At 67.9% G+C, this 21,514-nt stretch carries 21 protein-coding genes and 4 tRNA genes; 10 read left to right on the top strand and 15 right to left on the bottom strand.

The features are described from left to right. Positions 1–206: 206 nt before the first annotated feature. Positions 207–2,156 carry a 1-deoxy-D-xylulose-5-phosphate synthase gene (dxs, locus tag ACXKZF_RS07615; RefSeq protein WP_488985883.1) on the top strand — a complete coding sequence of 650 codons (1,950 nt, stop codon included), beginning with the start codon at positions 207–209 and terminating at the stop codon, positions 2,154–2,156. Between the two features lie 443 nt (positions 2,157–2,599). On the opposite strand, the gene ACXKZF_RS07610 is transcribed toward dxs, so the two are convergent. The 4 genes from ACXKZF_RS07610 to ACXKZF_RS07595 all read right to left on the bottom strand — a co-directional run bounded on the left by ACXKZF_RS07610 (position 2,600) and on the right by ACXKZF_RS07595 (position 7,794). Further along, positions 2,600–4,738 carry a 3-hydroxyacyl-CoA dehydrogenase NAD-binding domain-containing protein gene (locus ACXKZF_RS07610; RefSeq protein ID WP_488985882.1) on the bottom strand — a complete coding sequence of 713 codons (2,139 nt, stop codon included), beginning with the start codon at positions 4,736–4,738 and terminating at the stop codon, positions 2,600–2,602. After that, on the bottom strand, positions 4,735–5,943 hold the full coding sequence (locus ACXKZF_RS07605) for a thiolase family protein (RefSeq protein WP_243223514.1): 1,209 nt from the start codon (positions 5,941–5,943) through the stop codon (positions 4,735–4,737). The genes ACXKZF_RS07610 and ACXKZF_RS07605 overlap by 4 nt, the downstream gene beginning before the upstream one ends. 71 nt (positions 5,944–6,014) lie before the next feature. Then, on the bottom strand, positions 6,015–7,211 hold the full coding sequence (locus ACXKZF_RS07600) for a ribonuclease D (RefSeq protein ID WP_488985881.1): 1,197 nt from the start codon (positions 7,209–7,211) through the stop codon (positions 6,015–6,017). Continuing rightward, a complete protein-coding gene (locus ACXKZF_RS07595; RefSeq protein WP_055955404.1) occupies positions 7,204–7,794 on the bottom strand; it encodes a DUF3000 domain-containing protein in 591 nt (196 codons plus the stop codon). The genes ACXKZF_RS07600 and ACXKZF_RS07595 overlap by 8 nt, the downstream gene beginning before the upstream one ends. A 25-nt stretch (positions 7,795–7,819) precedes the next feature. Here ACXKZF_RS07595 and ACXKZF_RS07590 point away from each other — a divergent pair, with 25 nt between their 5' ends. Further along, positions 7,820–9,025 (top strand): alpha/beta hydrolase family protein, encoded by a 1,206-nt coding sequence (locus ACXKZF_RS07590; RefSeq protein WP_488985880.1) that lies wholly within the window; start codon positions 7,820–7,822, stop codon positions 9,023–9,025. 105 nt (positions 9,026–9,130) lie between these two features. Here ACXKZF_RS07590 and ACXKZF_RS07585 read toward each other — a convergent pair whose 3' ends face one another. Further along, entirely contained in the window at positions 9,131–9,571 is a 441-nt protein-coding gene (locus tag ACXKZF_RS07585; RefSeq protein ID WP_055954690.1) for a SufE family protein, read from the bottom strand. 46 nt (positions 9,572–9,617) lie between these two features. Further along, positions 9,618–10,520: a sulfurtransferase gene (locus ACXKZF_RS07580; protein WP_488985879.1), complete on the bottom strand. Its 903-nt coding sequence runs from the start codon at positions 10,518–10,520 to the stop codon at positions 9,618–9,620. Between the two features lie 118 nt (positions 10,521–10,638). On the opposite strand from ACXKZF_RS07580, the gene zapE reads away from it, so the two are divergent. The 3 genes from zapE to ACXKZF_RS07565 all read left to right on the top strand — a co-directional run bounded on the left by zapE (position 10,639) and on the right by ACXKZF_RS07565 (position 13,718). Beyond that, on the top strand, positions 10,639–11,676 hold the full coding sequence (gene zapE / locus ACXKZF_RS07575; protein WP_488985878.1) for a cell division protein ZapE: 1,038 nt from the start codon (positions 10,639–10,641) through the stop codon (positions 11,674–11,676). 164 nt (positions 11,677–11,840) lie between these two features. Then, positions 11,841–13,115 carry an ammonium transporter gene (locus ACXKZF_RS07570; RefSeq protein ID WP_055954699.1) on the top strand — a complete coding sequence of 425 codons (1,275 nt, stop codon included), beginning with the start codon at positions 11,841–11,843 and terminating at the stop codon, positions 13,113–13,115. 72 nt (positions 13,116–13,187) lie between these two features. Further along, positions 13,188–13,718, top strand: a complete 531-nt coding sequence (locus ACXKZF_RS07565) for a type II toxin-antitoxin system PemK/MazF family toxin (RefSeq protein WP_488985877.1) — start codon at positions 13,188–13,190, stop codon at positions 13,716–13,718. A 94-nt stretch (positions 13,719–13,812) separates the two neighbouring features. Here ACXKZF_RS07565 and ACXKZF_RS07560 read toward each other — a convergent pair. After that, positions 13,813–13,888 (bottom strand) — tRNA-Val (locus tag ACXKZF_RS07560). Positions 13,889–14,040: 152 nt separating this feature from the next. On the opposite strand from ACXKZF_RS07560, the gene ACXKZF_RS07555 reads away from it, so the two are divergent. The 3 genes from ACXKZF_RS07555 to ACXKZF_RS07545 all read left to right on the top strand — a co-directional run bounded on the left by ACXKZF_RS07555 (position 14,041) and on the right by ACXKZF_RS07545 (position 14,351). Continuing rightward, positions 14,041–14,113: transfer RNA gene (locus tag ACXKZF_RS07555), tRNA-Gly, on the top strand. 65 nt (positions 14,114–14,178) lie between these two features. Then, a tRNA-Cys gene (locus ACXKZF_RS07550) sits at positions 14,179–14,249 on the top strand. A 27-nt stretch (positions 14,250–14,276) separates the two neighbouring features. Then, positions 14,277–14,351 (top strand) — tRNA-Val (locus tag ACXKZF_RS07545). A 390-nt stretch (positions 14,352–14,741) separates the two neighbouring features. Here ACXKZF_RS07545 and ACXKZF_RS07540 read toward each other — a convergent pair. The 6 genes from ACXKZF_RS07540 to ACXKZF_RS07515 form a co-directional block, all read right to left on the bottom strand. Continuing rightward, on the bottom strand, positions 14,742–14,981 hold the full coding sequence (locus ACXKZF_RS07540; RefSeq protein WP_488985876.1) for a hypothetical protein: 240 nt from the start codon (positions 14,979–14,981) through the stop codon (positions 14,742–14,744). Continuing rightward, positions 14,974–15,522 carry a hypothetical protein gene (locus tag ACXKZF_RS07535; RefSeq protein ID WP_488985875.1) on the bottom strand — a complete coding sequence of 183 codons (549 nt, stop codon included), beginning with the start codon at positions 15,520–15,522 and terminating at the stop codon, positions 14,974–14,976. The genes ACXKZF_RS07540 and ACXKZF_RS07535 overlap by 8 nt, the downstream gene beginning before the upstream one ends. A gap of 11 nt (positions 15,523–15,533) precedes the next feature. Further along, positions 15,534–15,689, bottom strand: a complete 156-nt coding sequence (locus ACXKZF_RS07530; RefSeq protein ID WP_488985874.1) for a hypothetical protein — start codon at positions 15,687–15,689, stop codon at positions 15,534–15,536. Next, positions 15,686–16,183: a hypothetical protein gene (locus tag ACXKZF_RS07525; RefSeq protein ID WP_488985873.1), complete on the bottom strand. Its 498-nt coding sequence runs from the start codon at positions 16,181–16,183 to the stop codon at positions 15,686–15,688. Before ACXKZF_RS07525 ends, ACXKZF_RS07530 begins: the two co-directional genes overlap by 4 nt. Before the next feature lie 209 nt (positions 16,184–16,392). Further along, on the bottom strand, positions 16,393–17,070 hold the full coding sequence (locus ACXKZF_RS07520) for a hypothetical protein (RefSeq protein WP_488985872.1): 678 nt from the start codon (positions 17,068–17,070) through the stop codon (positions 16,393–16,395). Positions 17,071–17,532: 462 nt separating this feature from the next. Continuing rightward, entirely contained in the window at positions 17,533–17,733 is a 201-nt protein-coding gene (locus tag ACXKZF_RS07515; protein WP_488985871.1) for a helix-turn-helix domain-containing protein, read from the bottom strand. 166 nt (positions 17,734–17,899) lie between these two features. On the opposite strand from ACXKZF_RS07515, the gene ACXKZF_RS07510 reads away from it, so the two are divergent. Together ACXKZF_RS07510 and ACXKZF_RS07505 are read left to right on the top strand one after the other, a co-directional pair. Next, positions 17,900–18,790, top strand: a complete 891-nt coding sequence (locus ACXKZF_RS07510; protein WP_488985870.1) for a hypothetical protein — start codon at positions 17,900–17,902, stop codon at positions 18,788–18,790. A 111-nt stretch (positions 18,791–18,901) separates the two neighbouring features. Beyond that, positions 18,902–19,696: a hypothetical protein gene (locus ACXKZF_RS07505; RefSeq protein WP_488985869.1), complete on the top strand. Its 795-nt coding sequence runs from the start codon at positions 18,902–18,904 to the stop codon at positions 19,694–19,696. 3 nt (positions 19,697–19,699) lie between these two features. Here the strand turns inward: ACXKZF_RS07505 and ACXKZF_RS07500 are convergent, their stop codons facing one another. Then, positions 19,700–20,014 (bottom strand): tyrosine-type recombinase/integrase, encoded by a 315-nt coding sequence (locus ACXKZF_RS07500; protein WP_488985868.1) that lies wholly within the window; start codon positions 20,012–20,014, stop codon positions 19,700–19,702. Next, complete coding sequence (locus ACXKZF_RS07495) at positions 19,990–20,931, bottom strand: hypothetical protein (protein WP_488985867.1); 942 nt, start codon at positions 20,929–20,931, stop codon at positions 19,990–19,992. Before ACXKZF_RS07495 ends, ACXKZF_RS07500 begins: the two co-directional genes overlap by 25 nt. Positions 20,932–21,514 lie beyond the last annotated feature (583 nt).

Here is a 21,514-nt window from a genome sequence, read left to right as displayed (position 1 = left end):
CCGGGAGCCTCTGCTCCCGGGGCACATCTCGTTCGTCACGGATCGCCGATCCGCCGGCCCTCGGAGGCGCTCGAGCGGACAGCAGGCGGACGTCACGCGGCCGGGTCGTAGCGCCGCGCGCAAGCCGTTGCCGAGCCCGGCGCACCCTCCGAGACTAGAATTCATCGGGACGCGCACCACTGCGCGCACCGCACGAGAGGAGTCGGATGGCTCTCCTGCCCGGCATCAACGGACCCCGCGACCTCGACGCGCTCACCCCTGACGAGCTGCGACAGCTGGCCGCCGAGGTGCGCTCGTTCCTCGTAGAGAACGTCGCCCGCACCGGCGGACACCTCGGTCCCAACCTCGGTGTCGTCGAACTGACGATCGCCTTGCACAAGGTCTTCGACTCGCCCTCCGACCCCATCATCTTCGACACCGGCCACCAGTCGTACGTGCACAAGATGCTCACCGGTCGACAGGACTTCTCGGCGCTGCGTTCGCGTGGAGGCCTGGCCGGCTACCCGCAGCGCTCCGAGAGCGAGCACGATGTCGTGGAGTCCTCGCACGCCTCCAGCTCGCTCAGCTGGGCCGACGGGGTCTCGCGCGCCTTCAGCCGCACCGGTCGTCGTGATCGGCACGTCGTCGCCGTCGTCGGCGACGGCGCCCTCACGGGCGGTATGACGTGGGAGGCGCTGAACAACATCAGCGACGACAACGACCGCAACCTCGTGATCGTCGTCAACGACAACGGCCGCTCCTACGCCCCCACGATCGGCGGCATGGCGCGTTATCTCAACCGGGTGCGCACGAACGACGCCTATCGCACCCTGCACCGCGGCTCCGACACCCTGTTCCGCCGCCTCGGTCCCGCCGCCCGCGCGGTCTATCGCGGTGTGCGCGGCGGCACCCATGGCTTCCTGTCGCGTTTCACCAACAACGAAGCGCTGTACAGCAACCTCGACATCAAGTACCTCGGTCCCATCGACGGCCACGACTTCGAGTCGCTCATCGAGACCCTGGAGCTGGCGAAGTCGTACGGGGCACCGGTCATCGTGCACGCGATCACCGACAAGGGCAGCGGCTACGCCCCCGCCATGAGCGACGTGGCCGACCAGTTCCACGCCGTGGGCAAGATCGACCCCATCACCGGAGAGTCGCTCGGCGCCGGCAGCGGTCTGCAGTGGACCGACGTCTTCGCGGAAGAACTGGTGAAGGTCGGCGCCGAACGAGACGACGTCATCGCGATGACCGCGGCGATGCTGCGCCCCACCGGATTGCAGCAGTTCGCCGAGCGCTTCCCCGAGCGGGTCTACGACGTCGGCATCGCCGAACAGCACGCGGTCGCCTCGGCGGCCGGGCTCGCATTCGGTGGTCTGCACCCCGTCGTCGCCATCTACGCCACCTTCATGAACCGGGCTTTCGACCAGGTCATGATGGACGTCGCCCTCCACAAGGCGGGCGTGACCTTCGTGCTCGACCGCGCGGGGGTGACGGGCCCCGACGGTCCCAGCCACCACGGCATCTGGGATCTGGCGATGCTGCAACTCGTCCCCGGCATCCGAATCGCCGCCCCTCGCGACGCCACGCGCCTGCGTGAGGAGTTCCGTGAGGCCGCCGCTGTCGAGGACGCACCCACCGTGGTGCGCTACCCCAAGGGCAAGGTGAACGACGACGTCGAGGCCATTGAGCGCCTGCAGGACGGCGTCGACGTTCTCGCCCGCGGTGCGAGCGAAGACGTGCTCCTGGTCGGCATCGGCCCGATGGTGCACCTCGCCCTCGAGGTCGCTGAGCGACTCGAGGCGCAGGGCATCGGAGCGACCGTCATCGACCCGCGCTGGGCCATCCCCGTGCAGCCGTCGATCGTCGACCTCGCGCGCGATCACCGTCTCGTCATCACGATCGAAGACGGCATCCGCGTCGGTGGCGTCGGTACCCGCGTGCGACAGGTGCTGCGCGAGGCGGGGGTGGACACGGCCGTCGACGAGCTCGGCATCCCCGATGAGTTCATCGATCACGCCACGCGCGAGCAGATCTTCGAGGATGCCGGCCTCACGGCTCCCAAGATTGCGCACGATGTCGTCGCCCAGGTGCTCGGTACCCGCATCCCCATGGCACGCCAGACGCCCACGGGTTCTATCCCCACGATCGAGCAGTGGGAGAAGTCGCGCCCGTGATATCGGCTCCGCCGTGAGATGAGGCCGGGACGCACGCGCGTCCCGGCCTCATCTCGTTCCGCCCTCACGATTGGCCCGCGCTGCACTGTTGCGCCGTGCCGCGTGCCACGCTGCCAGGGCAAGCGACCGCACCAACAAGCGGTCTCACCAAGACAAGCGGTCTCACCAGAACAGGCGATCACGCCGTAACAGGCCGTGACCCGCCGACCGGGGCCTGTTCTCACCGAAATACCTGTCCTCGCGTGCCGCCCGCTCCCCGGACCCGCGCACCACTCCGGTCTCACCAGAACAGGCGATCACGCGGAAACAGGCCCTGACCCCGCCGGCCCGGGCCTGTTGTCACCGAAACACCTGTCCTCGCACGCCGCCCACTCCCGGGCCCGCCCGCAGCGACGAGAGCGGCGCCGCCCCTCGGGGACGGCGCCGCTCTCGCGTTCAGAGGATCAGCCCCCGATGCCGCGGATGGGCGGGTGATGGAACGTGTCGCCGAAGGCGCGCTCCGACGCCCCCTCGCGGTCGAGGTAGGGCGAGGCGCCACCGTCGATGAAGGGCCAGCCGGCGCCGAGGATGAGGCACAGGTCGATGTCCTGCACCTCGGGTACCACGCCCTCGTCGAGCATGATCTTGATCTCCTGGGCGAGGCCGTCCTGCACGCGGGCGAGGATCGTCTCGGGCGCCACGGGCGTCTTTCCGGTGACGAGCACCTTCTGCGCCGCTCTGGTCCAGCCGGTCACGCGGCCGCCCTTGTCCTTCTCGACGACCTCGGGGAGGGCTGCGAGCTCGTGGAAGTTCTCCGATGAGAAGAACCGGTCGGGGAAGGCGTGCGCCATCGTGTCCTGCACGTGGGCCGCGACCTTCCAGCCCACGAGGTCGATGAGCTGGAACGGGCCCATCGGCAGCCCGAGGGGCGCGAACGCCTTCTCGACCGTCGTGATCGGGGTGCCCTCGTAGACAGCACGTGCCGCCTCGCCCATGACCTTCGCCAGCAGACGGTTCACGACGAAGCCGGGCGCATCGGCGGTGAGCACGGCATTCTTGCCCAGGCCCTTCGCGACGACGAAGGCGGTGGACAGAGCGGCGTCGCTGGTGGCATCCGTCTTGACCACCTCGATGAGCGGCATGACCGCGACGGGGTTGAAGAAATGGAAGCCGACGAGACGCTCGGGGTTCTGCAGCACCGATCCGATCTCAGCCACCGAGAGGGACGAGGTGTTCGTTGCGAGGATCGCGTCGTCAGCGACGATCTTCTCGATGGCGGAGAACACCTCCTGCTTGACCCCGACCTCTTCGAACACGGCCTCGATGACGAAGTCGCAGTCGGCGAACTCCGAGCGATCGGTTGTCCCGTGCACGAGGGCACGAAGCTGGTTGGCTGTGTCGCCGTCGAGACGACCCTTGGCCTCGAGCTTGCCGATCTCTTCGCGGATGGATGCCACACCCTTGTCGACGCGGCCCTGATCGAGGTCGGTGATGATCACGGGCACCCGGAGCTTGCGCGCGAACAGCAGCGCGAACTGCGAGGCCATGAGTCCCGCACCGATGACACCGACTTTCGTGACCTTCTTGGCCAGCGCCTTGTCGGGGGCTCCCACCGGACGCTTCGCACGCTTCTGCACGAGATCGAAGGCGTACATGGATGCCGCGAACTGGTCGCCCGTGATGAGATCGGCGAGAGCCTCGTCTTCGCGGGCGAACCCTTCGGCCTTCGTGCCGCTCTTGGCCTTGTCGAGCAGATCGAGAGCGACGTAGGGGGAGCGGGGGACCGTCCCGATCTTGGATTCCAGCATGCCGCGGGCCATCTTGATCGCGATGGGCCATTTCGTCAGGCGCTCGAGCTTGCCCGGCTCGTTCTTCCGCTCGACCCGGACGCGGCCGGTGAGCACACCGTCGGCCCAGCGCAGCGAATCCTCGAGGTAGGAGGCCGCGGGGAAGATGGCATCCATGATCCCGAGGTCGAAGGCCTGCTGCGGCTTGAGCATGCGGTTCTGCTTGAGCGGGTTCGAGATGACGACCTCGAGCGCATTCTCGATGCCGATGAGGTTCGGCAGCAGGTAGGCACCGCCCCAGCCGGGGATGATGCCGAGGAACACCTCGGGCAGCGCCACCGCCGCAGCCGACGCGTCGACCGTGCGGTAGGTAGAGTTCAGCGCGATCTCGAGGCCGCCGCCGAGGGCGAGGCCGTTCACGAACGCGAACGAGGGCACACCCAGGTCGGACAACGACCCGATCACCTGATGGCCGCGCTGGGCGATGAGGCGCGCGACGTCCTTCGACGGCAGCTTCGCGACGTCGGACAGGTCGGCACCCGCGGCGAGGATGTACTGCTTGCCGGTAATCGCGACCGCGTGGATCTCACCGGCGGAAGCGCGCGATCTCAGCATCGCAAGCGTCTGCCCGAGCTCGGCCAACGTCGCCGGTCCCAGCGTGTTGGGCCGCGTGTGGTCGCGCCCGTTGTCGAGCGTGATCAGCGCGAGCACGTTGCCCGAGGGCAGGCGAACGTCGCGAGCGGGGGAGTGGGTAACCACCTCGTCGCCGGTCAGGGCGTCGAGCGGGGAGAAGTCGATCGTGGAGTAGTCGGTCACTTGCGCTTCTTCTTTCCGTCGAAGAACGGGTTCTCCCAGATGACCGAGCCGCCCTGGCCGAGGCCCACGCACATGGCGGTGAGGCCGTAGCGCACGTCGGGACGCTCGGCGAACTGCGCAGCCAGCTGGATCATGAGGCGGACTCCGGATGCCGCAAGCGGATGGCCCAGGGCGATGGCGCCGCCCCACGGGTTCACGCGCGGGTCGTCGTCGGCGATACCGAAGTGATCGAGCAGCGAGATCACCTGGATGGCGAAGGCCTCGTTGAGCTCGAACAGACCGATGTCGTCGATCGTGAGTCCGGCCTTCTTCAGCGCCTTCTCGGTGGAGGGGATCGGGCCGATGCCCATGATCTCGGGCTCGACGCCCGCGAAAGCGAACGACACCATGCGCATCTTGGGGGCGAGGCCGAACTCTTTCACGGCGTCCCGGCCCGCGAGCAGGCTGATCGTCGCGCCGTCGGTGAGGGGCGACGAGGTCCCCGCGGTGACCCGACCGTGCGGGCGGAAGGGCGTCTTGAGCGTCGCGAGTCCTTCGACCGTCGTCTCGGGGCGACGACCTTCGTCCTCGGTGGCGAGGCCCCACGCGCCCTCGGCATCCTTGACGGCGATGGAGACGAGATCGGGCTGGATCTTGCCCGCCTCATAGGCCGCCTGCACCTTGTGCTGGCTCGCGGCGCCGAAGCGATCGGCACGTTCCTTGGTCAAGTGCGGGAAGCGGTCGTGGATGCGCTCGGCGGTGACGCCCATGTTGAGCGCGCCCGGATCGACCAGTTTCTCGGCCACGAAGCGCGGATTGGGGTCGACATTGCCACCGATGGGGTGACGCCCCATGTGCTCGACACCGCCCGCGAGGGCGAGATCGTACATCCCGACGCCGATCGAGGCGCCCATCGTCGTGACGCTCGTCATGGCGCCCGCGCACATGCGCTCGACCGCGAAGCCGGGCACCGTCATCGGAAGTCCCGCGAGGATCGCCGCGGTGCGTCCCAGGGTCAGGCCCTGGTCACCGGTCTGCGACGTCGCGGCGATCGCCACGTCGTCGATGCGGTCCTTCGGCACGTCCCCGTTGCGCTCCATCAACCCGATGATCGCCTTGACCACCAGGTCATCGGCTCGGGTGTTCCAGTACATGCCCTTCTCGCCGGCGCGCCCGAAGGGGGTTCGCATTCCGTCAACGAAGAAGACGTCCGTCATCTCGGCCACTCTGCCTCCAGTGTTTGGGATGATCCCAGCCTAGGAAGGCGGTTTCGCGCCCGAGAATCGGTTGTCCGAACCTACGAATCCGTGGCGGGGTCGTCGTCATCCGCGTTGAGGGAAGCTACAAAGCTATCTGCGATCACCTGTGCAGTCTGCTCAATCTGCCAGGGTCGCGCACCGAGGTCGGCGAGTGCGGCGCCGACCGAATCGGCCGTCACCTCGCCGGGCGGGGCCCATGCCACGCGGCGCAGCGTCTCGGGCGTCAGAAGGTTCTCCGTCGGCATCCGCAACTCTTCTGCGCGCGCTTCGACGGCCGGACGTGCGGCCTTCAGCCGCCGGTCGGCCTCGGGATTGCGGTCGACCCACGCACGCGGAGGCGGCAGCGTGTCGCTCGGGACGCGGTCGGCCGGCAGATCCGTCGCCTCGCGGCCCGCCACGATCGCGTTCCACCACCGGTCGAGCTGCGTGCGGCTGGCCCGCCCGTTAAACTCCTTCACGCTGGCCAGCGCCTGCTTGCTCGCCGGGTCGGCCAGGATCGCCGCCACGAGGGCGCGGTCGGGTACGAGACGACCGGGGGCGACGTCCTGCTCACGGGCGTAGTCCTCGCGGGCCTGCCAGAGCGAACGGGCGACGGCGAGGGCGCGGCGTCCGCGCACCGAGTGCAGACCGCTGAGGCGGCGCCAAGGGTCGTCACGCACGGGTTTGGGGAGGCGCTCGAGCACCGCCTGGAACTCCTGCCGGGCGAACTCCGTCTTCTGCTGCTCGTCGAGTTCGGCCACGAGCACGTCGCGCACGTCGATGAGATGCTCCACGTCGAGGGCGGCGTACTCGAGCCAGGATGCCGGCAGCGGGCGCGTCGACCAGTCTGCGGCCGAATGGGCCTTGGCCAGGGTGATGCCCAACGTCTGCTCGACGACGGCCCCGAGACCCACTCGCTCGTGGCCGAGCACACGGGAGCCCAGCTCGGTGTCGAAGATGGACGACGGCTCGAGACCGCGCTCGCGCAGGGAGGGGAGATCCTGGCTCGCCGCGTGGAACACCCACTCGACGTCGCCGATCGCCGCCTGCAACGGCGCGAAGTCCTCGATGGTCGACGGGTCGAACAGGAAGACGCCCGCCCCGCGGCGGAACACCTGGATGAGGTACGCCCGCTGGGAGTAGCGGAACCCCGACGCCCGTTCGACGTCGACCGCGACGGGACCGTGACCTTCGGCCAGTGCCGCGCAGGCGGAGCTGAGCCCCGCGGCATCCTCGATGACGATGTACTCAACCACGCGTGGGCCTCCGGGCTCCGAACACTGCGACACCCTCCGACCCCGGGGGGAGGCCGGCGAGCATGCACACGAGCTCCGCCCACGCCTCGAGGTGCGGGCGGAAGGGACCGCGCGGCGACCATGACGCGCGAAGTTCGATCTGCGACCCCTCGCCCTGCGACGAGAGGGCGCCGAAGCCGGTGGAGAGGGTCTTGGTGGCCGTGCCCGACTCCGAGTGCCGCTCGGCCCCGCGCGAATCGAGGGCGTCGATGAGCCACGACCAGGCGACCTCAGCCAGCAGGGGATCGACCCCGATCTCGGGCTCGAGGGGAGCCTGCGCGAAGCAGACGATGCGCCACGCCCCACCCCACGGCTCGGGCTCTTCGGGATCGTGCAGCAAAATGAAACGCCCCGTACCGAAGGGCGAGTCCGTGGCGTGCTCCTCGGGTCGCACGTCACCGGCCAACGCCAACGAGAACGGCGCGAGCCCGGCCGGCGAGGGGATCTCGCGAACGACCAGATCTTCGCGGAAGCTGGTGGCCCGCACCTCTTCGGCTGCCCGCGCGAAGGGGCTGGCGGCCTCCGCCGCGCGCTGGTCACTCACGGCCACAGACTAGAGTGAGGCCTCGATGAACGCTCCCAGGCGCGCCGCAGGTCTCCGCGCAACGCAACGCGGAGCAACTAGCATCCGGATCGCCCTATCGGCTCTCAGCCTGACGCTCGCCGCCTCGGCCGCCGCCCTCGGCGTGGTCTCGCTCCGCGTCGCCCGCACCGTCGTGCACCCTGCGGGCCGCCTGCCCGACACGCGCATCGTGCGCGTCGACTCCGCCGCGCAGACCGTCACCCTCGCGCGCACACCCGACACGGCCCTGCCGGGCCGATACGGCCTCTTCACGGTCGGCTCGGTCGACTACGTACGCCTCGGCTCCATCGTGGGCGCAGACGAGATCACGGTGACACGCAAGCTCCTCACGCACGTCGCCGCCGACGGCGACCTCGCACCCGACGCCGCCTTCAGCGGGTGGTACTACGACCGCCCCGAGCAGGTGCACCGTCCGTTCCGCACCGTCGACATCGATACCGGTGTCGGGCCCTGTCCCGCCTGGGAGTTCGCCGCCCCGGCCGCCACGGACGTCTGGGTGATCCAGGTGCACGGCCGCGGCACGACGAAGGCCGAGGCGTTGCGTGCGGTCCCCGTCTTCCACGACCTGGGCATCACGAGCCTGGTCGTGTCGTACCGCAACGACGGCGAGGCGCCCCAGAGCGCGTCCGGCACCTATGCGCTCGGAGCCACCGAGTGGCGCGACCTCGACGCCGCCATCGGCTACGCACGTCGACAGGGCGCCCGGCACGTCATCGTCATGGGATGGTCGATGGGCGGCGCGCTCGCCCTGCAGGCGGCGCTCGAGTCGCCCCACGCCGACGTCATCGCGGGTCTCGTGCTCGAATCCCCGGTCGTCGACTGGCGCACGGTGCTCCGCTTCCACGCGCGCCTCATGCGATTGCCCGCGCCCGTGGTCACCGTCGCCCAGAGCGCCCTCGCGTCGAACTGGGGCGCGGCCGTCCTGGGCAGTGGCGAGGCCATCCCCCTCGACCGCCTCGACGCCGTGGCGCGCGCCGGCGAACTCCGGCACCCGATGCTCGTGCTCCACAGCGACGACGACGGATTCGTGCCGTCCGACGCCTCGCATGCACTGGCCGCCGCCCGGCCCGACCTCGTCACGATCGAGACCTTCCACGTCGCACGCCACACGAAGCTGTGGAACTACGACGAGACCCGCTGGGTCACCGCCATCGCCGACTGGGTGCGCGCGCGGGGCCTCGCCCGCGACTGACGCGAGAGCTTCCGGGGTTTCCGGGCGCATTCTGCGTCTTGGGGCGCGCCATTCGCGCCCCGGATCGCGAAACCCGCCCCGAACGCGGGGGCCGGGCGGCGGCTGTCACCCTGCGCGCTTGGCGCTGACTTGCCGCTTCACGCGCATCAGCATCCCCGTCATCCCGGCGATGCGCAGCGGGCTCACGGCGCGGGTGAGCCCGATGCTCAGCGGGAAGTCGTCGGGCACGGCGAGCACTTCGTCGGCACGGAGCCCCGTGAGCCCCTGCGCGAGGATGCTCGCGAACCCGCGCGTGGTCGGCGCCTCGGCCGGCGCGGTGGCGTGCATCGCGACGCTGTCGTCGGCGTCGACCGTGACGATGATGTAGACCGGCGACTGACACTCCACGACCCGCTCGCGCATCTCGGGGTGGTCGGCAAACTCCGCCGGCACCTCGGGAAGCTCCTGGGAGAACTCCAGCAGCAGTTGCAGCCGGTCGGGCTCCTCGAGCTCGAGAAACTCCTCGCGGATCTCGGCGAGGCGGGTGGGGAGGGCGTTGGCGGACATCACGGACATCCTCCCACGCCCGTCACGCTCGGGCTCGTCGACGGCATCAGCGCCCGGGCACCTCGCCGGGCTCTTCGCCCGACACGATCGGCACGCGCACCGCGCTGCCCCATTCGGTCCAGGAGCCGTCGTAGTTGCGCACGTCGTCGAACCCGAGGAGGTGCCGGAGCACGAACCACGTGTGGCTGGACCGCTCGCCGATGCGGCAATAGGCCACGACCTTGTCGCCGTCCTCGAGACCCGCACCCTCGCGGTAGATGGCATCCAATTCCGCACGCGGCTTGAATCCGCCGTCTTCGGCCACGGCCTTGCCCCACGGAACACTCTGGGCGCTCGGGATGTGCCCGGCGCGCAACGCGCCCTCTTCGGGGTAGGCGGGCGCCGTCGTGCGCTCGCCCGAGTACTCCTCCGGTGAGCGGACATCGATGAGGGGGTTGCCGAGGTGGCGGAGCACGTCGTCCTTGTAGGCGCGGATGACGGAGTCGTCGCGCTCGACCACCGGATACGCGGTGGCCTCGACGACCGTCTTGTCGGTCGTGACGGGACGCCCCTCGGCGATCCACTTGTCGCGGCCGCCGTCGAGCAGGCGTACGTCGTCGTGGCCGAACAGCGAGAACACCCACAGCGCGTAGGCGGCCCACCAGTTGTTCTTGTCGCCGTAGATGACGACGGTGTCGTCGCGCGAGATGCCCTTGCGGCTCAGCAGCCGCGCGAAGCCGTCGCCGTCGACGTAGTCACGGACGACGGGGTCGTTCAGTTCCGTGTGCCAGTCCACCTTCACGGCTCCGGGAATGTGCCCCGTCTCGTACAGCAGCACGTCTTCGTCGGATTCGACCACGACGAGACCGGGCTGGCCGAGGCGTTCCTGCAGCCATTCACCGGTGACGAGGCGGCCGGGCTCGGCGTACTCGGCGAACTTGGGCGAGGTGGTGTCGAACTCGACGGTCACGGGATCTCCTCGGTCGGGGCGATGGATGCGGCGGCATAGGCTGGACACCGCACCTTCGACCCTAGATCCGCCATGTCGGGGCACGCACCCTTCCGTAAGACTTGGACACAGGACGGCCATGACCTCGACTCCCGCAACGACTGGGCTCATCCACCTCACCGAGCGCGAGCCCGCCGTCTCGGGAGCAGAGATGGTGAGTGCTCTCGTGCCGCCTCCGCAGTTCGACGGCGCGACCTTCGAGTCTTACCGGGCGGATGCCGCGTACCCCTCGCAGCAGGAGGCGAAGGAACTGCTGCAGGCGTTCGCGGGCAAGCAGTCGACGCCGGCGAAGAAGGGCGGATTCTTCCGCCGGGCCGAGAAGGCGCCGCAGGTCAAGCCGGGCGTGTACCTCGATGGCGGTTTCGGTGTCGGAAAGACCCACCTGCTCGCCTCGATCTACCACGCGATGCCCGCCCGCCGGAAGTACTTCGGCTCGTTCATCGAATACACCGCACTGGTGGGCGTGCTCGGCTACGCCAAAGCCGTCGAGCTGTTCCGCGGCTCCGACCTGCTCTGCATCGACGAGTTCGAGCTCGACGACCCGGGCGACACGATGGTGATGACGCGCCTGCTGGGCGAGCTCGTGGCATCCGGAACACGGCTCGCCGCGACCTCGAACACCCCTCCGAACGCGCTGGGCGAGGGCCGGTTCGCCGCCCAGGACTTCCTCCGCGAGATCCAGTCGATGTCCGACAGCTTCCGCACCATCCGCATCGACGGCACCGACTATCGTCAGCGCGCCATCGACGGCGCGGCCCGCGTGCTCGGCGACGACGACTACCGACAGGCGGTGGATGCCGCCTCCGCCGGGGGAGTGGCATCCGATGACGCGTTCTCGGAGCTCGTGGGTCACCTTGCGCGCGTGCACCCCTCGCGGTTCATCCGCCTCATCGACGGCGTCACCACGGTCGGCCTGCGCGACGTGCAGGTGCTGCACGACCAGTCGGCGGCGCTGCGCCTCGTCGCGTTCGTCGACCGGGCCTACGACGCGCAGATCCCGATCCGCGCGACCGGCGTGCCGTTGAGCAGTGTGTTCAGCGACGAGATGCTGGGCGGCGGGTATCGCAAGAAATACCTGCGCGCGGTGTCGCGCATGGTGGCGCTCACGCATTCGTGAGCCGCTCATCGGTGGCCTGAAGGTGCGCGAAACGCAGTGTTTACCGGAGTGAGCTCTCTGTAACGTGCCTGAAACACGAGGCGAACGACGACGGTAACCCGGGGTGGGAACACTGAGGGGACCCGACGCTTTACCTGCGTCCCTGCAGAGAGGTTCCCTCCGAGATGGATCAAGGCAACACCGCATTCATCCTGATAGCAGCGGCACTCGTGCTGCTCATGACGCCAGGACTCGCATTCTTCTACGGCGGACTCGTCAAGGCCAAGAGCGTCATCAGCATGATGATGATGAGCTTCGGCGCGATGGGGCTCATGGGCGTGCTGTGGGTGCTCTACGGGTACTCCATCGCCTTCCCCAGCACCGATGAGGGCGCCACCCAGGTGCCCTGGACGATCGACTTCACCAACTTCGGCCTCGCCAGCGTGCTCGAGACGCCCGAGGGCGCGGCATACCCGCCGCTCGCGTTCGTCGCGTTCCAGGCCACCTTCGCCATCATCACCGTCGCGCTCGTCTCGGGCGCCATCGCCGACCGCGCCAAGTTCGGCGCGTGGATGGTCTTCGCCGCCATCTGGGCCACGGTCGTGTACTTCCCCGTCGCCAGCTGGGTGTTCAACTTCGGCCTCGCCGATGACGGGTCGTTCTCGTACGGCGGCTGGATCACCCACGGCATGCAGGACGTCTTCGGCGTCGGCGCGATCGACTTCGCCGGCGGTACCGCGGTGCACATCAACGCCGGTGCCGCAGCCCTCGCGCTCGCGCTGGTGCTCGGCAAGCGCGTCGGCTTCCAGAAGGGCGCGCACGTCCCCCACAACCCGCCGTTCGTTCTGCTGGGTGCGGGCCTGCTGTGGTTCGGGTGGTTCGGCTTCAACGCCGGCTCCGAGCTCGCCGCCGACAACACCGCCGCCCTCGCGTTCGTCAACACGATCGCCGCTCCCGCCGCCGCTCTGCTCGCGTGGCTGATCGTGGAGAAGATCAAGGACGGCAAGCCCACCTCGGTCGGCGCCGCCTCCGGTGCCGTCGCGGGCCTGGTCGCCATCACCCCGGCCTGCGCTTCGCTGACGCCGGTCTGGGCGATCGTCCTCGGCCTCGTCGCCGGTGCCGTCTGCGCCCTCGCCATCGAGCTGAAGTTCAAGCTCGGCTTCGACGACTCGCTCGACGTGGTCGGCATCCACCTCGTCGGTGGTCTGATCGGAACGCTGTACCTCGGCATCTTCGCCAACGGCAGTGGTCTCATCTACAGCGGCTCGCTCACGCAGCTGCTCGTGCAGGCCATCGCCGCCTTCGCCGTGATGATCTACTCGTTCGTGCTCGCTTTCGTCATCGGGTTCGCGGTCGACAAGACCATCGGCTTCCGCGTGAAGAACGAGGACGAGATCGCCGGCATCGACACGGTCGTGCACGGTGAAGAGGGCTACGTGCTCTCCGACACCCGCGGCTGATCCGCTCCACCCCGTACGGGGCGTCACCGACTCGTCGGTGGCGCCCCGTTCGTCGTGTCTAGGGTGGGCGGTATGGGAACCGCGTCTCGTCTGATCTCCGCCGTCCTGGGCCTGCTGCGCCCGTCCGCACCGCAGGCGCGTCCGGCACCGGTCCGGGACGCGCCGGGAGAGGCGTCGCGGCGCCCGATGGCACCGCGGGGGAGCGAGACGGTCGAGATCGACCCTCCACGTCGGCTGACGCTGGTCTACGCCCCACAACGCGACAACGCGCCCGATGGCGGCGAAATCGTCTGGACCTGGGTGCCTTACGAGGAGCGCGACGGGCGCGGCAAGGACCGCCCCGTGCTCGTCATCGGCAGAGCGGATGCCACCCACTCGTACGCCGTGAGACTGACGAGCAAGCCGCACGACGGCGACCGCCAGTACCTCGCGCTCGGCACGGGGGAGTGGGACCCGCAGAGCCGTCCCTCGTGGATCGATGTCGAGCAGGTGTACCTCGTGCACGACGCGGGTATGCGCCGTGAGGCGGCCGCCCTGGATCGCAAGCGATTCGACGCCGTCGCCGCGGCCCTCGCCGCTCGGTACGGATGGCAGCGGGCCTGAGCAGGCGAGAGCCGGATGCCATGGACATCGCCCCGACGGCTGTCTCGATGCCAGAGAGAATGACGAAGCCCCCGGCGAGCCGGGGGCTTGTGTGTGGTGGGCGATACCGGACTCGAACCGATGACCTCTTCCGTGTGAAGGAAGCGCGCTACCAACTGCGCCAATCGCCCGCATCCCGAACGGGACTCATCGATCGTACCGGATGCCGGAACGTGCTTCGGACCACCTGCGCCGGACACACCCGGGCCGCGCGTGGTTTTGCGCGGACGCCCAGATCAGGTAATGTCTTACGAGTGCTCGGGGCAAGCCCCGGGAACGAAATGCGGATGTAGCGCAGTTGGTAGCGCACAACCTTGCCAAGGTTGGGGTCGCGAGTTCGAGTCTCGTCATCCGCTCGAGTGGAGGGATCTCCGTCTGGGAAGCCGCCGGAGCATCATGACACGTGGGTCGAACCACACACGGTGGCGTGGCCGAGCGGCTAGGCACCGGCCTGCAAAGCCGTTTACACGGGTTCGAATCCCGTCGCCACCTCAACTCACAACAGAACAGCCTGTATAGGCGCGATTGGCGCAGCGGTAGCGCGCTTCCCTGACACGGAAGAGGTCACTGGTTCGATCCCAGTATCGCGCACCACCTGAAACCCTCGGTTTACCGGGGGTTTCTTGCATTGTCGCGGGGATTGGTTCGGCGGTCGTGGCCTCCACGTGGCCTAGCGTCCGGCGTTTAGCCCCCAAAGAGGGTCCGCGGGCTCCGCCCGGACGGCAGTTCGTGAAGGTGCTCGAACTCTCTTTGAGCGGGGCGGAGCACGCCGGGTCGTGGGTGCCGTCGCGGCGAAGGTCGCCAGCGGGACCGCCGTCCCCTCAGAGACGATCCAGCGAACGCCTCGCCGCGACGGCGGGGGTCGCGGAAAGGGACGCGACCGTCGAAGGTGGGGGCTGACCGGCTGAAACGTGTCCCGGAGAAGGAACCGGCCAGCCCCCGTTACCCGCCGCGAGGCAACATCGCGACGGGGGCTCTGTGGAATCAGCTGAAGTACGCCCGCGTGAGCGCCCCCTGGACGCTGTTGGGAACGACGATCTCTGCACCGCGTCCGCTGACGCAGAAGACGCGACCGTTCGCGCGGACGTACACCAGGTCTTCGGGGCCTCGTGCCGTCTGGGCGTTGATGGGGACCTTGAAGGTGCGCCCGCCGATGACGAGAGTTCGAGGGCCGGAGGGGATAGTCGTCACGTCGAGTTCGAGAACGCGAACCTGCTCACGCATGGTGCACCCCGCGGACACCCTCACGGGCTGCTGCGGCGTCGGCCTCGGCGCGCTCACGGCGGCTGTCGCGGTACGTCGTGTGCGAGTCAGAGACCGGCTTGCGACCGAAACGCTCGCGCACCTGATCGAGGGCTGCGGCGCGCTCTGTGGGATCGACAATCGCGAGGGCGTTGGAACGTGCCTGTGAGTGATCGACTTCCCAGAACGGGTCCTTCGCGTCGGCCCATCGTTCGAGGTCGTGACGCCCCAGCCGGAACCGGACCTGGCCCCACTTCTCGACCTGCGCTCGCTCGTCGTGAACGATGCTCGGCCAGGTGACCGCGCCCGTGTTGTCGCGGCTGGACTCGATCATCGCGGAGGTCAACACGAAAACCTGGCCGCGCGTGAGCACGACTCCGCTGCCCCCGAGCATGAAACCGCCCAGCGAGATCGTGATGCCGGAGACGAGGGCGGTCACTTCGTCACCCGCCTGCGCGGGTCCGCTCGCGCGCGGCGTTGGGGAGTCCAAAAGGTCGAAGTCGTCGTCGTATGTGTTGCTCATGATTCTTCTCCTCAGTCCGGCGAGGTGCCGGTGCGGGGCGGGCGGGTCAGGGCGGCGAGCTGGGGCGCGTACAGAGCCGTGATGTCGTCAGTGGTCACGTGGTGCGGCTGCGAGGCCTGGCGGGCGATGTCGGCGCAGATGGGGCCATGATTCAGGTCGCCGCTCACGAGGTCACCGCCTCCGGCTCGTCGTCGCGCAGTTGAGCGGCAAGCTCGTGAGCCCCGACCGCCTCAGCGGCGAGGGCCATGCGCTCGGCCTGCTCGGGGGCGCTCTCGATGTACTGCTCGACGGTTCGGGCCAGGAGGAACGCGGATCGCTTGATCGCCTTCGACGCGGCGATGTCAGCGGCGATGGCGTCGGCGTCGATGCCGAGATCTCGGACAGCGTTCAGCGCGCGAATTGCTGAATCCCCGATCTGAGAGGCAACGCGGTTCGACCCGCGCGCGTATTCCAGTTCTGAGGCCGAGAGAGCGTTGTTCATAATCGCGAGTGCTGCTTCCACGCACCCCAGGGCAGTGGCGTCAGGGCCGATCAGGACCAGTCGGGCCTGGTCGTGTGCGGCGCGGCGGTGCCGCCCGAGCGCATCGACACTGACGCCGAACTGTCGGCTGACGGCTGCGGCGCTGTGTCCGGCTGCGAGCGCTTCTCGAATGGCGTCCACGTGAGGGCTCGCGCACACGGTGCACGACGCGCGCCCGTCTGACCGGCGCTGCAACGTTGTGGGTTCCATACCCTGTCATATCGACCCCACGGTGTCTCACCTTGCGCAATATGCGGAAAAACTTCGAGATTGTCTTTCACAGACGTGGGTCAAGGGCATGTTGCAGCTAAACGGTTAGCACGACTGCGACCCCGAGCGAGTCCAGGGGGTCAACTGCGGGTGACCCTAAAGGGAATCAGGCCGGGACGGGCCTCCGGAAGGTGTCGGCGGCGACGGCTGATCGTGGCCGGTGAGACCCCGAGGGCGTCGGCCTGCTGCACCTTAAAGGTCACACCCAGAGCTGTGAGGATCGCCATACGCGCCAGGTCGGCATCCTCGGCGCTCACGATGTGCTGATCGCGCGGAGGAGTCAGAATCTTGTGCTCGGGGGCCTGGATGACCGGCGCGACCCAGGAGGAGCGGAACCGGACGCGGGGGTGCGCTCGCCGCCATGCATCCCATTCCTGCCAGTCGTCGTGCGCGTCGGCGTCCCCCCGGGCGGCGTCGGTCAGGAGATGGCGCAGGGAGCCCTCTCCGCTCCCCAGACGCTCTTTCAAAACGTAAGTGATTGCGGGCTCGGTCTCGCCGTGCTGGGCGTGCCAGGAGGGCGTGAGGCCGGTCGCTCGGCAGGCATCTTCCCAGGCGTCGAGAAGGCGGCGCTGCTCGTCGGCAAGGTCTCCCCGGGGGATGACGATCCAGTGATCGTGAGGGTTCCAACGGGCATCGGGCCGGGTGACCTCAGTCGAGCGCAGGTAGCCCAAGGTGGTGCGGCTGAGCCGAGCGTTTTTCATGAACGTTGCCCGAGCCCGAGCAAGATCGCGCCATGCCGTATCGAGGTTGTGGTGCATGTCTGCCGAGAGACGGAGGGACAGGCAATGAGGATGTTCCGCAAACTTAGCCAACGCGTCCTTCTGTGCAATCAGCGCTTTGCGCTCGCCGCACTCGGGACAGTCAGGCAGGTTGCAGGCATAACCTACGGAGCACTCTTGGAGGCGTCTCCGATTGCTGTACTCGCGTAGGTAGTGAGCACTCTCAGAGGGGGGTGTCACAGGTGCTGGACGATCACATAGACAGTCACAGTGTTGCCCCTGGTCGCCGGTGCGGTCGGAGGGGTCGTCAGCTACGCTAATCACAAGAGATTCCTTCTTGGCCGCCTCTCGTCTTCGCAGGACGGGGGCGGCATCTCTTTGCGCCCCGGGCGGTCACTTCGTCAGGTCGGCCCCGCTCGCCTCAGTGGGGTCGGGCTATGCGCGCTCGCCGCGTCGGAGGGCGTGGGCCTACACCCCCCGACGCGGCGAGCGCGACCGGCCTCAGCTGCGGCGGGGAACCTGCATGGCACGGCCCAGGCCGTCGAGCGCCACCACGGGGATGCGAATCATGCGCGCGCCGATGCGCTTCGCGGGAAGGTCACCACGTGCGATCAAGCGCCGGATCGTCTTGGTCGAGACGCTGAGAGCGCTCGCCGCCTCCGCGATGGAGAGGTGGTCGGTGGGAGTAGGGGAAGGGGACATGGCGGGACCATTCGTTCAGATCGAATGGTGCTGTTACGTCGCTCGCCACACGTGAGCACTTCCCGACATCAGACGGGCGCTGAGTCCACCTTAGGGGGTAAGGGTCCACCTGGGCCGTCGTCTGACGGCGGCGCGGACCCGGATCGCATTCGCATAGGCTCCCGGCATGGAACCGGGAGACGAGGAGCGCTTCCAGCAAGCGGCGGGTGCGGCGCGAGCGATCGTGCGCCAATGCCTCAATCACGCAGAGCGCGCGACCCAGCGACTGTCTGAGCGGGTAAACAGCGCGTCCGCTTCATCAATCCACGGCCAGGACATGGCGGCGCTCGACAGGGAGCTATATCCGACTGCGCTGAGACAGCGCGTGAGCGTGGTCGAGTCCAACTCGAACGGGGTCATCTCACATTTGCGCGGACTGGACGTTCTGCTGCGGCACGATACATTTCTGCCGATACCCGCGGTGCCGGTAGTTCGGTCTATCGCCGAAATTGCCTCCACAACCTCGTGGTTGCTCCGCGGCGATGTCAGCGTCGAGCAGCGCGCGGCGCGGTCCTATTCGACCGTCGTGCGCTCCCTCGAAAAAGCCGTCCTAGCGACCGCGCCAGACGACTCGGAACGCATCGCCGGGTTCCGCGATGTCCTAGTGCAACAACTTCAGAAAGAGGGGGCGAACGTCGTCCGCAGAAGTCGCGGGGGTGTCGAAAGTCCTGTCATCGCGAGCGTCTGCATCGGCAAGGAGCACGCCAAGGTCGAGTTCAACCAGACGCAGAGAATCGCGAGCGAGATTCCCAAGATGGGCTCTATGTACTCCGCGCTCTCCGGTGTCGCCCATGGCGAGCAACTGCACCTCGTGACGACGTGGGAGACGCCGGATTCTCTGGCACGACTGATCGGTCGAGTAGCGCAATGGTCAGTGCAGGCGTGGTCTCGCGCCGTCCACGACTGGGTAGGCGTGAACCATGGGCCATTCATCAACGCTCGTGACCTGCGGAACCTGCTCGACTCGACTCCTGTCGCGCACCGCGCGATGTTCGGCCCGGGGACCGCGGATGTGTGATGGCCCACTCCACCGGCGTGCAGGATGTGAGGTGTGACGAACCTACGCAGATTGCGGCCGGGCCGCGATTACCCCAATTGGCCTCACCTCAAATGGGGACATGCTCAGCGCATGGCAAATCGGCTCGAATACGACTGGATGATGTGGCGCGGGAGTCTCGGCGCAGAATCTACCGCGGACTACTCGAATGATCGCAGAACAGTCACCTTCCGCGCGGCGTTGTCTAGCTCGCCCCCCGTGTACGAATGGGCGCTGACGTTTGGTGACATCATCCACAATTACAGGTCGGCACTCGATGCCCTCACATGGGCGATGGCGCACCTGGACGGCAACACTCCGAGCAAGGGCGACGCGCACAAGATCTACTTCCCCATGAAGAAGAATCGCGAGTCATTCTGGGCGACCGCGAACTCGACTCTGAAAAGCGTCCCGCGCGACATCATCGAGCGGCTGCAGAAAGTCCAGCCGTATCACGTGCCGCCCGGTCACAAGATCGAGGACGGCATCGCCCTGATCCTCAACCAGCTTGACATCGACGATAAACACAAGGCTGCACTCGACGTACGGACCATCGCCGCCGATCACACCCACTTCATGATGGCTTACCGCTTCGAGAATCATGAGGCTGTCGCGTCTTCCGCGTACGTCGAAGAGGAATGGATCGCCGGACAAAGCCAACTGCAGGACGGCGACCCTGTTCTGCGCTGCATCTCAACGCACCCGATTGAGGCTGCTGAGATCGACGACCTACCGCTGCGGCTGACGACTTTCAGCGATGCTCAGGGTCGAGACGTGTTCGAGTTGCTTCGCCTCATCGACCAGCAGGTCGCACAGACATTCGCCGTAGTCGAGACAGGAGAGTTTCGCGCAGAGTGGGGCGACCCGGAGCCGGTCCAGCAGGGGTGATCCTCAGGCCGTCGTCTGACGGCGGCGCATCCGCGCGGCCAGTTCGTCGGCGCGGTCGGTCGCGTGCTGATAGCGCATCCCCACCGTGGCAGTGCTCCAACCGTGGCGAGCGTTGTTCTCCGCCGCCGTCGCGCCCGCCTCGGCGTACGCCGTCGCGCTGTGGTGGCGCAGTGCGTGGAAGGGCATATCGGGGCGTCCAGCGGCGGTGCGAGCGGCGTTCCAGTGCTTCCAGAATGCGCTCTGCGAGAGGAAGGAAACCCCGTCAGCGGCGGGGAAGAGGAGCGCGTCACCGATCATGCCGCGAACGTGGTCGGCCACAATCTCCGCGTCCTGGCCAAAATCGCCACGGGGCGCAGACCTGCCTCACTCTTGGTCGATCCGACCACGAACCCCTGTCCCGCCGAGTGGGTGACTGCGCGACCCACGTTGATTCGGACGGCGATCACGCCCCCGGCCTCGTCGCGCTCCACGGTCACATCCTTGGCGCGGAGGGCGGTCGCCTCGCCCCAGCGGAGCCCGCCCCATGCGGCGACAGTCACTAGGGCACGGAAACGGGGCGTGATCGCGCTGACGATTGCCTCCAACTCAGTCTCAGTCGGGGGGACAACCTTTCGCCCGGTATGCGTGGACTGACCACCTTTGACGGTGCATGGGTTCGCGTCGATGATCCGGTCGTCGTCGGCGGCGGTGCGCATGATCGCGTTGAGGAGTCCGTACGCGCGCGAGGTCTGAGTCTTCGCGCCGGTCGCCAGCAGATTGGCGCGCCAGGTCCGAACGCGCGCCGGGGTGATCTCGATCAGGGGGAACAGGGCGAGAGGTGCCAGGGGACCGCCCTCGTCGCCCTCTCGCGCGGGATCAGGCAGACGCAGGAGGCGTTCGTACTCAGACTGCGTGCGGGGCTTCAAATGGTCACCGCGGGCGTTCGTGCGCGTGGAGATCCAGGAGGTCGCGTAGTCGGCCAAGGTCTGTGAGCGGTCGCGCTGCGCCTCGTGCGCGCCCCGTGCCGTGCTGGGGGTCCACGTACCGGCCACAATCGCCGCGCGCTGGGTTGCCAGCCATGCATCAGCGTCCGTCACCGTGGTGAACGTCATTGGCGCGCTGTAGGTCTTGCCGTCCGGCCCGGTGTAGCGCGCTCGGTAGTACCCGCTCGGCAGGCGCTCGACCTTGCCGAAGCTGCGGCGCGTGGCCTTACGCTCGCGACCCAGCGAGTCGGTGATCTTCTTCGGGCGCGCCATGGTCATCCTCCGTGGCCTAACGTGGCCTAACGATTGTCCGTTAGAGTCCACACTAGTCCACGAAACAGTGTCGCCACGCGGCTATTTTCTCGATAATTCCGAGCCTGCGCGCCGGAATCATCAGGGCGAGCGCTTGGGCCATGTACTGGTTCGATCCCAGTATCGCGCACCACCACCACAAAACCCCCGGTTCGCCGGGGGTTTTGTCGTTTGCGAGCTGCTCGCCGACGAAGGCCCACCGCCCGTTCAGGTGGATTCTCGAAGGAGTCGGTCGCGGGAACGTCGCCGAGTCCGTCCGAAGCAAGATCGGCGGCATGTCCCGCCGGCCCCGCGGTGCCGCTCGACAACAGAAATCGAGTCCGCTCTGCCTATCCCCCCTGAACCCGTGGACGACGCGCGCCAAGCCCGGCCCGGCCCCCACTGCGTCGACGACGGAAGGGTGGGGGCGAAGTCGCAGTCGTCCATAGTGATCGGCGCAACCCTGACGGCCGCTGGTGCCGACTGTCGCTCGTCGCTCGCCCCAGCCGAGCCGCGTCTTGGGCGTATTGCTGGGGCAGCCGGTGCCGAAGCTCAGAGGCACGGG

The organism is Microbacterium sp. ABR10, assembly GCF_057812175.1.
This window is presented reverse-complemented; position numbering and strand designations above follow the sequence as displayed.

Excerpts from the sequence above, each read along its gene's own strand:
- dxs (WP_488985883.1), top strand. The coding sequence starts at position 207 with ATGGCTCTCCTGCCCGGCATCAACGGACCCCGCGACCTCGACGCGCTC.
- ACXKZF_RS07590 (WP_488985880.1), top strand. The coding sequence starts at position 7,820 with ATGAACGCTCCCAGGCGCGCCGCAGGTCTCCGCGCAACGCAACGCGGA.
- ACXKZF_RS07585 (WP_055954690.1), bottom strand. The coding sequence starts at position 9,571 with ATGTCCGCCAACGCCCTCCCCACCCGCCTCGCCGAGATCCGCGAGGAG.
- zapE (WP_488985878.1), top strand. The coding sequence starts at position 10,639 with ATGACCTCGACTCCCGCAACGACTGGGCTCATCCACCTCACCGAGCGC.
- ACXKZF_RS07570 (WP_055954699.1), top strand. The coding sequence starts at position 11,841 with ATGGATCAAGGCAACACCGCATTCATCCTGATAGCAGCGGCACTCGTG.
- ACXKZF_RS07565 (WP_488985877.1), top strand. The coding sequence starts at position 13,188 with ATGGGAACCGCGTCTCGTCTGATCTCCGCCGTCCTGGGCCTGCTGCGC.
- ACXKZF_RS07540 (WP_488985876.1), bottom strand. The coding sequence starts at position 14,981 with ATGCGTGAGCAGGTTCGCGTTCTCGAACTCGACGTGACGACTATCCCC.
- ACXKZF_RS07535 (WP_488985875.1), bottom strand. The coding sequence starts at position 15,522 with ATGAGCAACACATACGACGACGACTTCGACCTTTTGGACTCCCCAACG.
- ACXKZF_RS07520 (WP_488985872.1), bottom strand. The coding sequence starts at position 17,070 with ATGCACCACAACCTCGATACGGCATGGCGCGATCTTGCTCGGGCTCGG.
- ACXKZF_RS07515 (WP_488985871.1), bottom strand. The coding sequence starts at position 17,733 with ATGTCCCCTTCCCCTACTCCCACCGACCACCTCTCCATCGCGGAGGCG.
- ACXKZF_RS07510 (WP_488985870.1), top strand. The coding sequence starts at position 17,900 with ATGGAACCGGGAGACGAGGAGCGCTTCCAGCAAGCGGCGGGTGCGGCG.
- ACXKZF_RS07505 (WP_488985869.1), top strand. The coding sequence starts at position 18,902 with ATGGCAAATCGGCTCGAATACGACTGGATGATGTGGCGCGGGAGTCTC.
- ACXKZF_RS07495 (WP_488985867.1), bottom strand. The coding sequence starts at position 20,931 with ATGGCGCGCCCGAAGAAGATCACCGACTCGCTGGGTCGCGAGCGTAAG.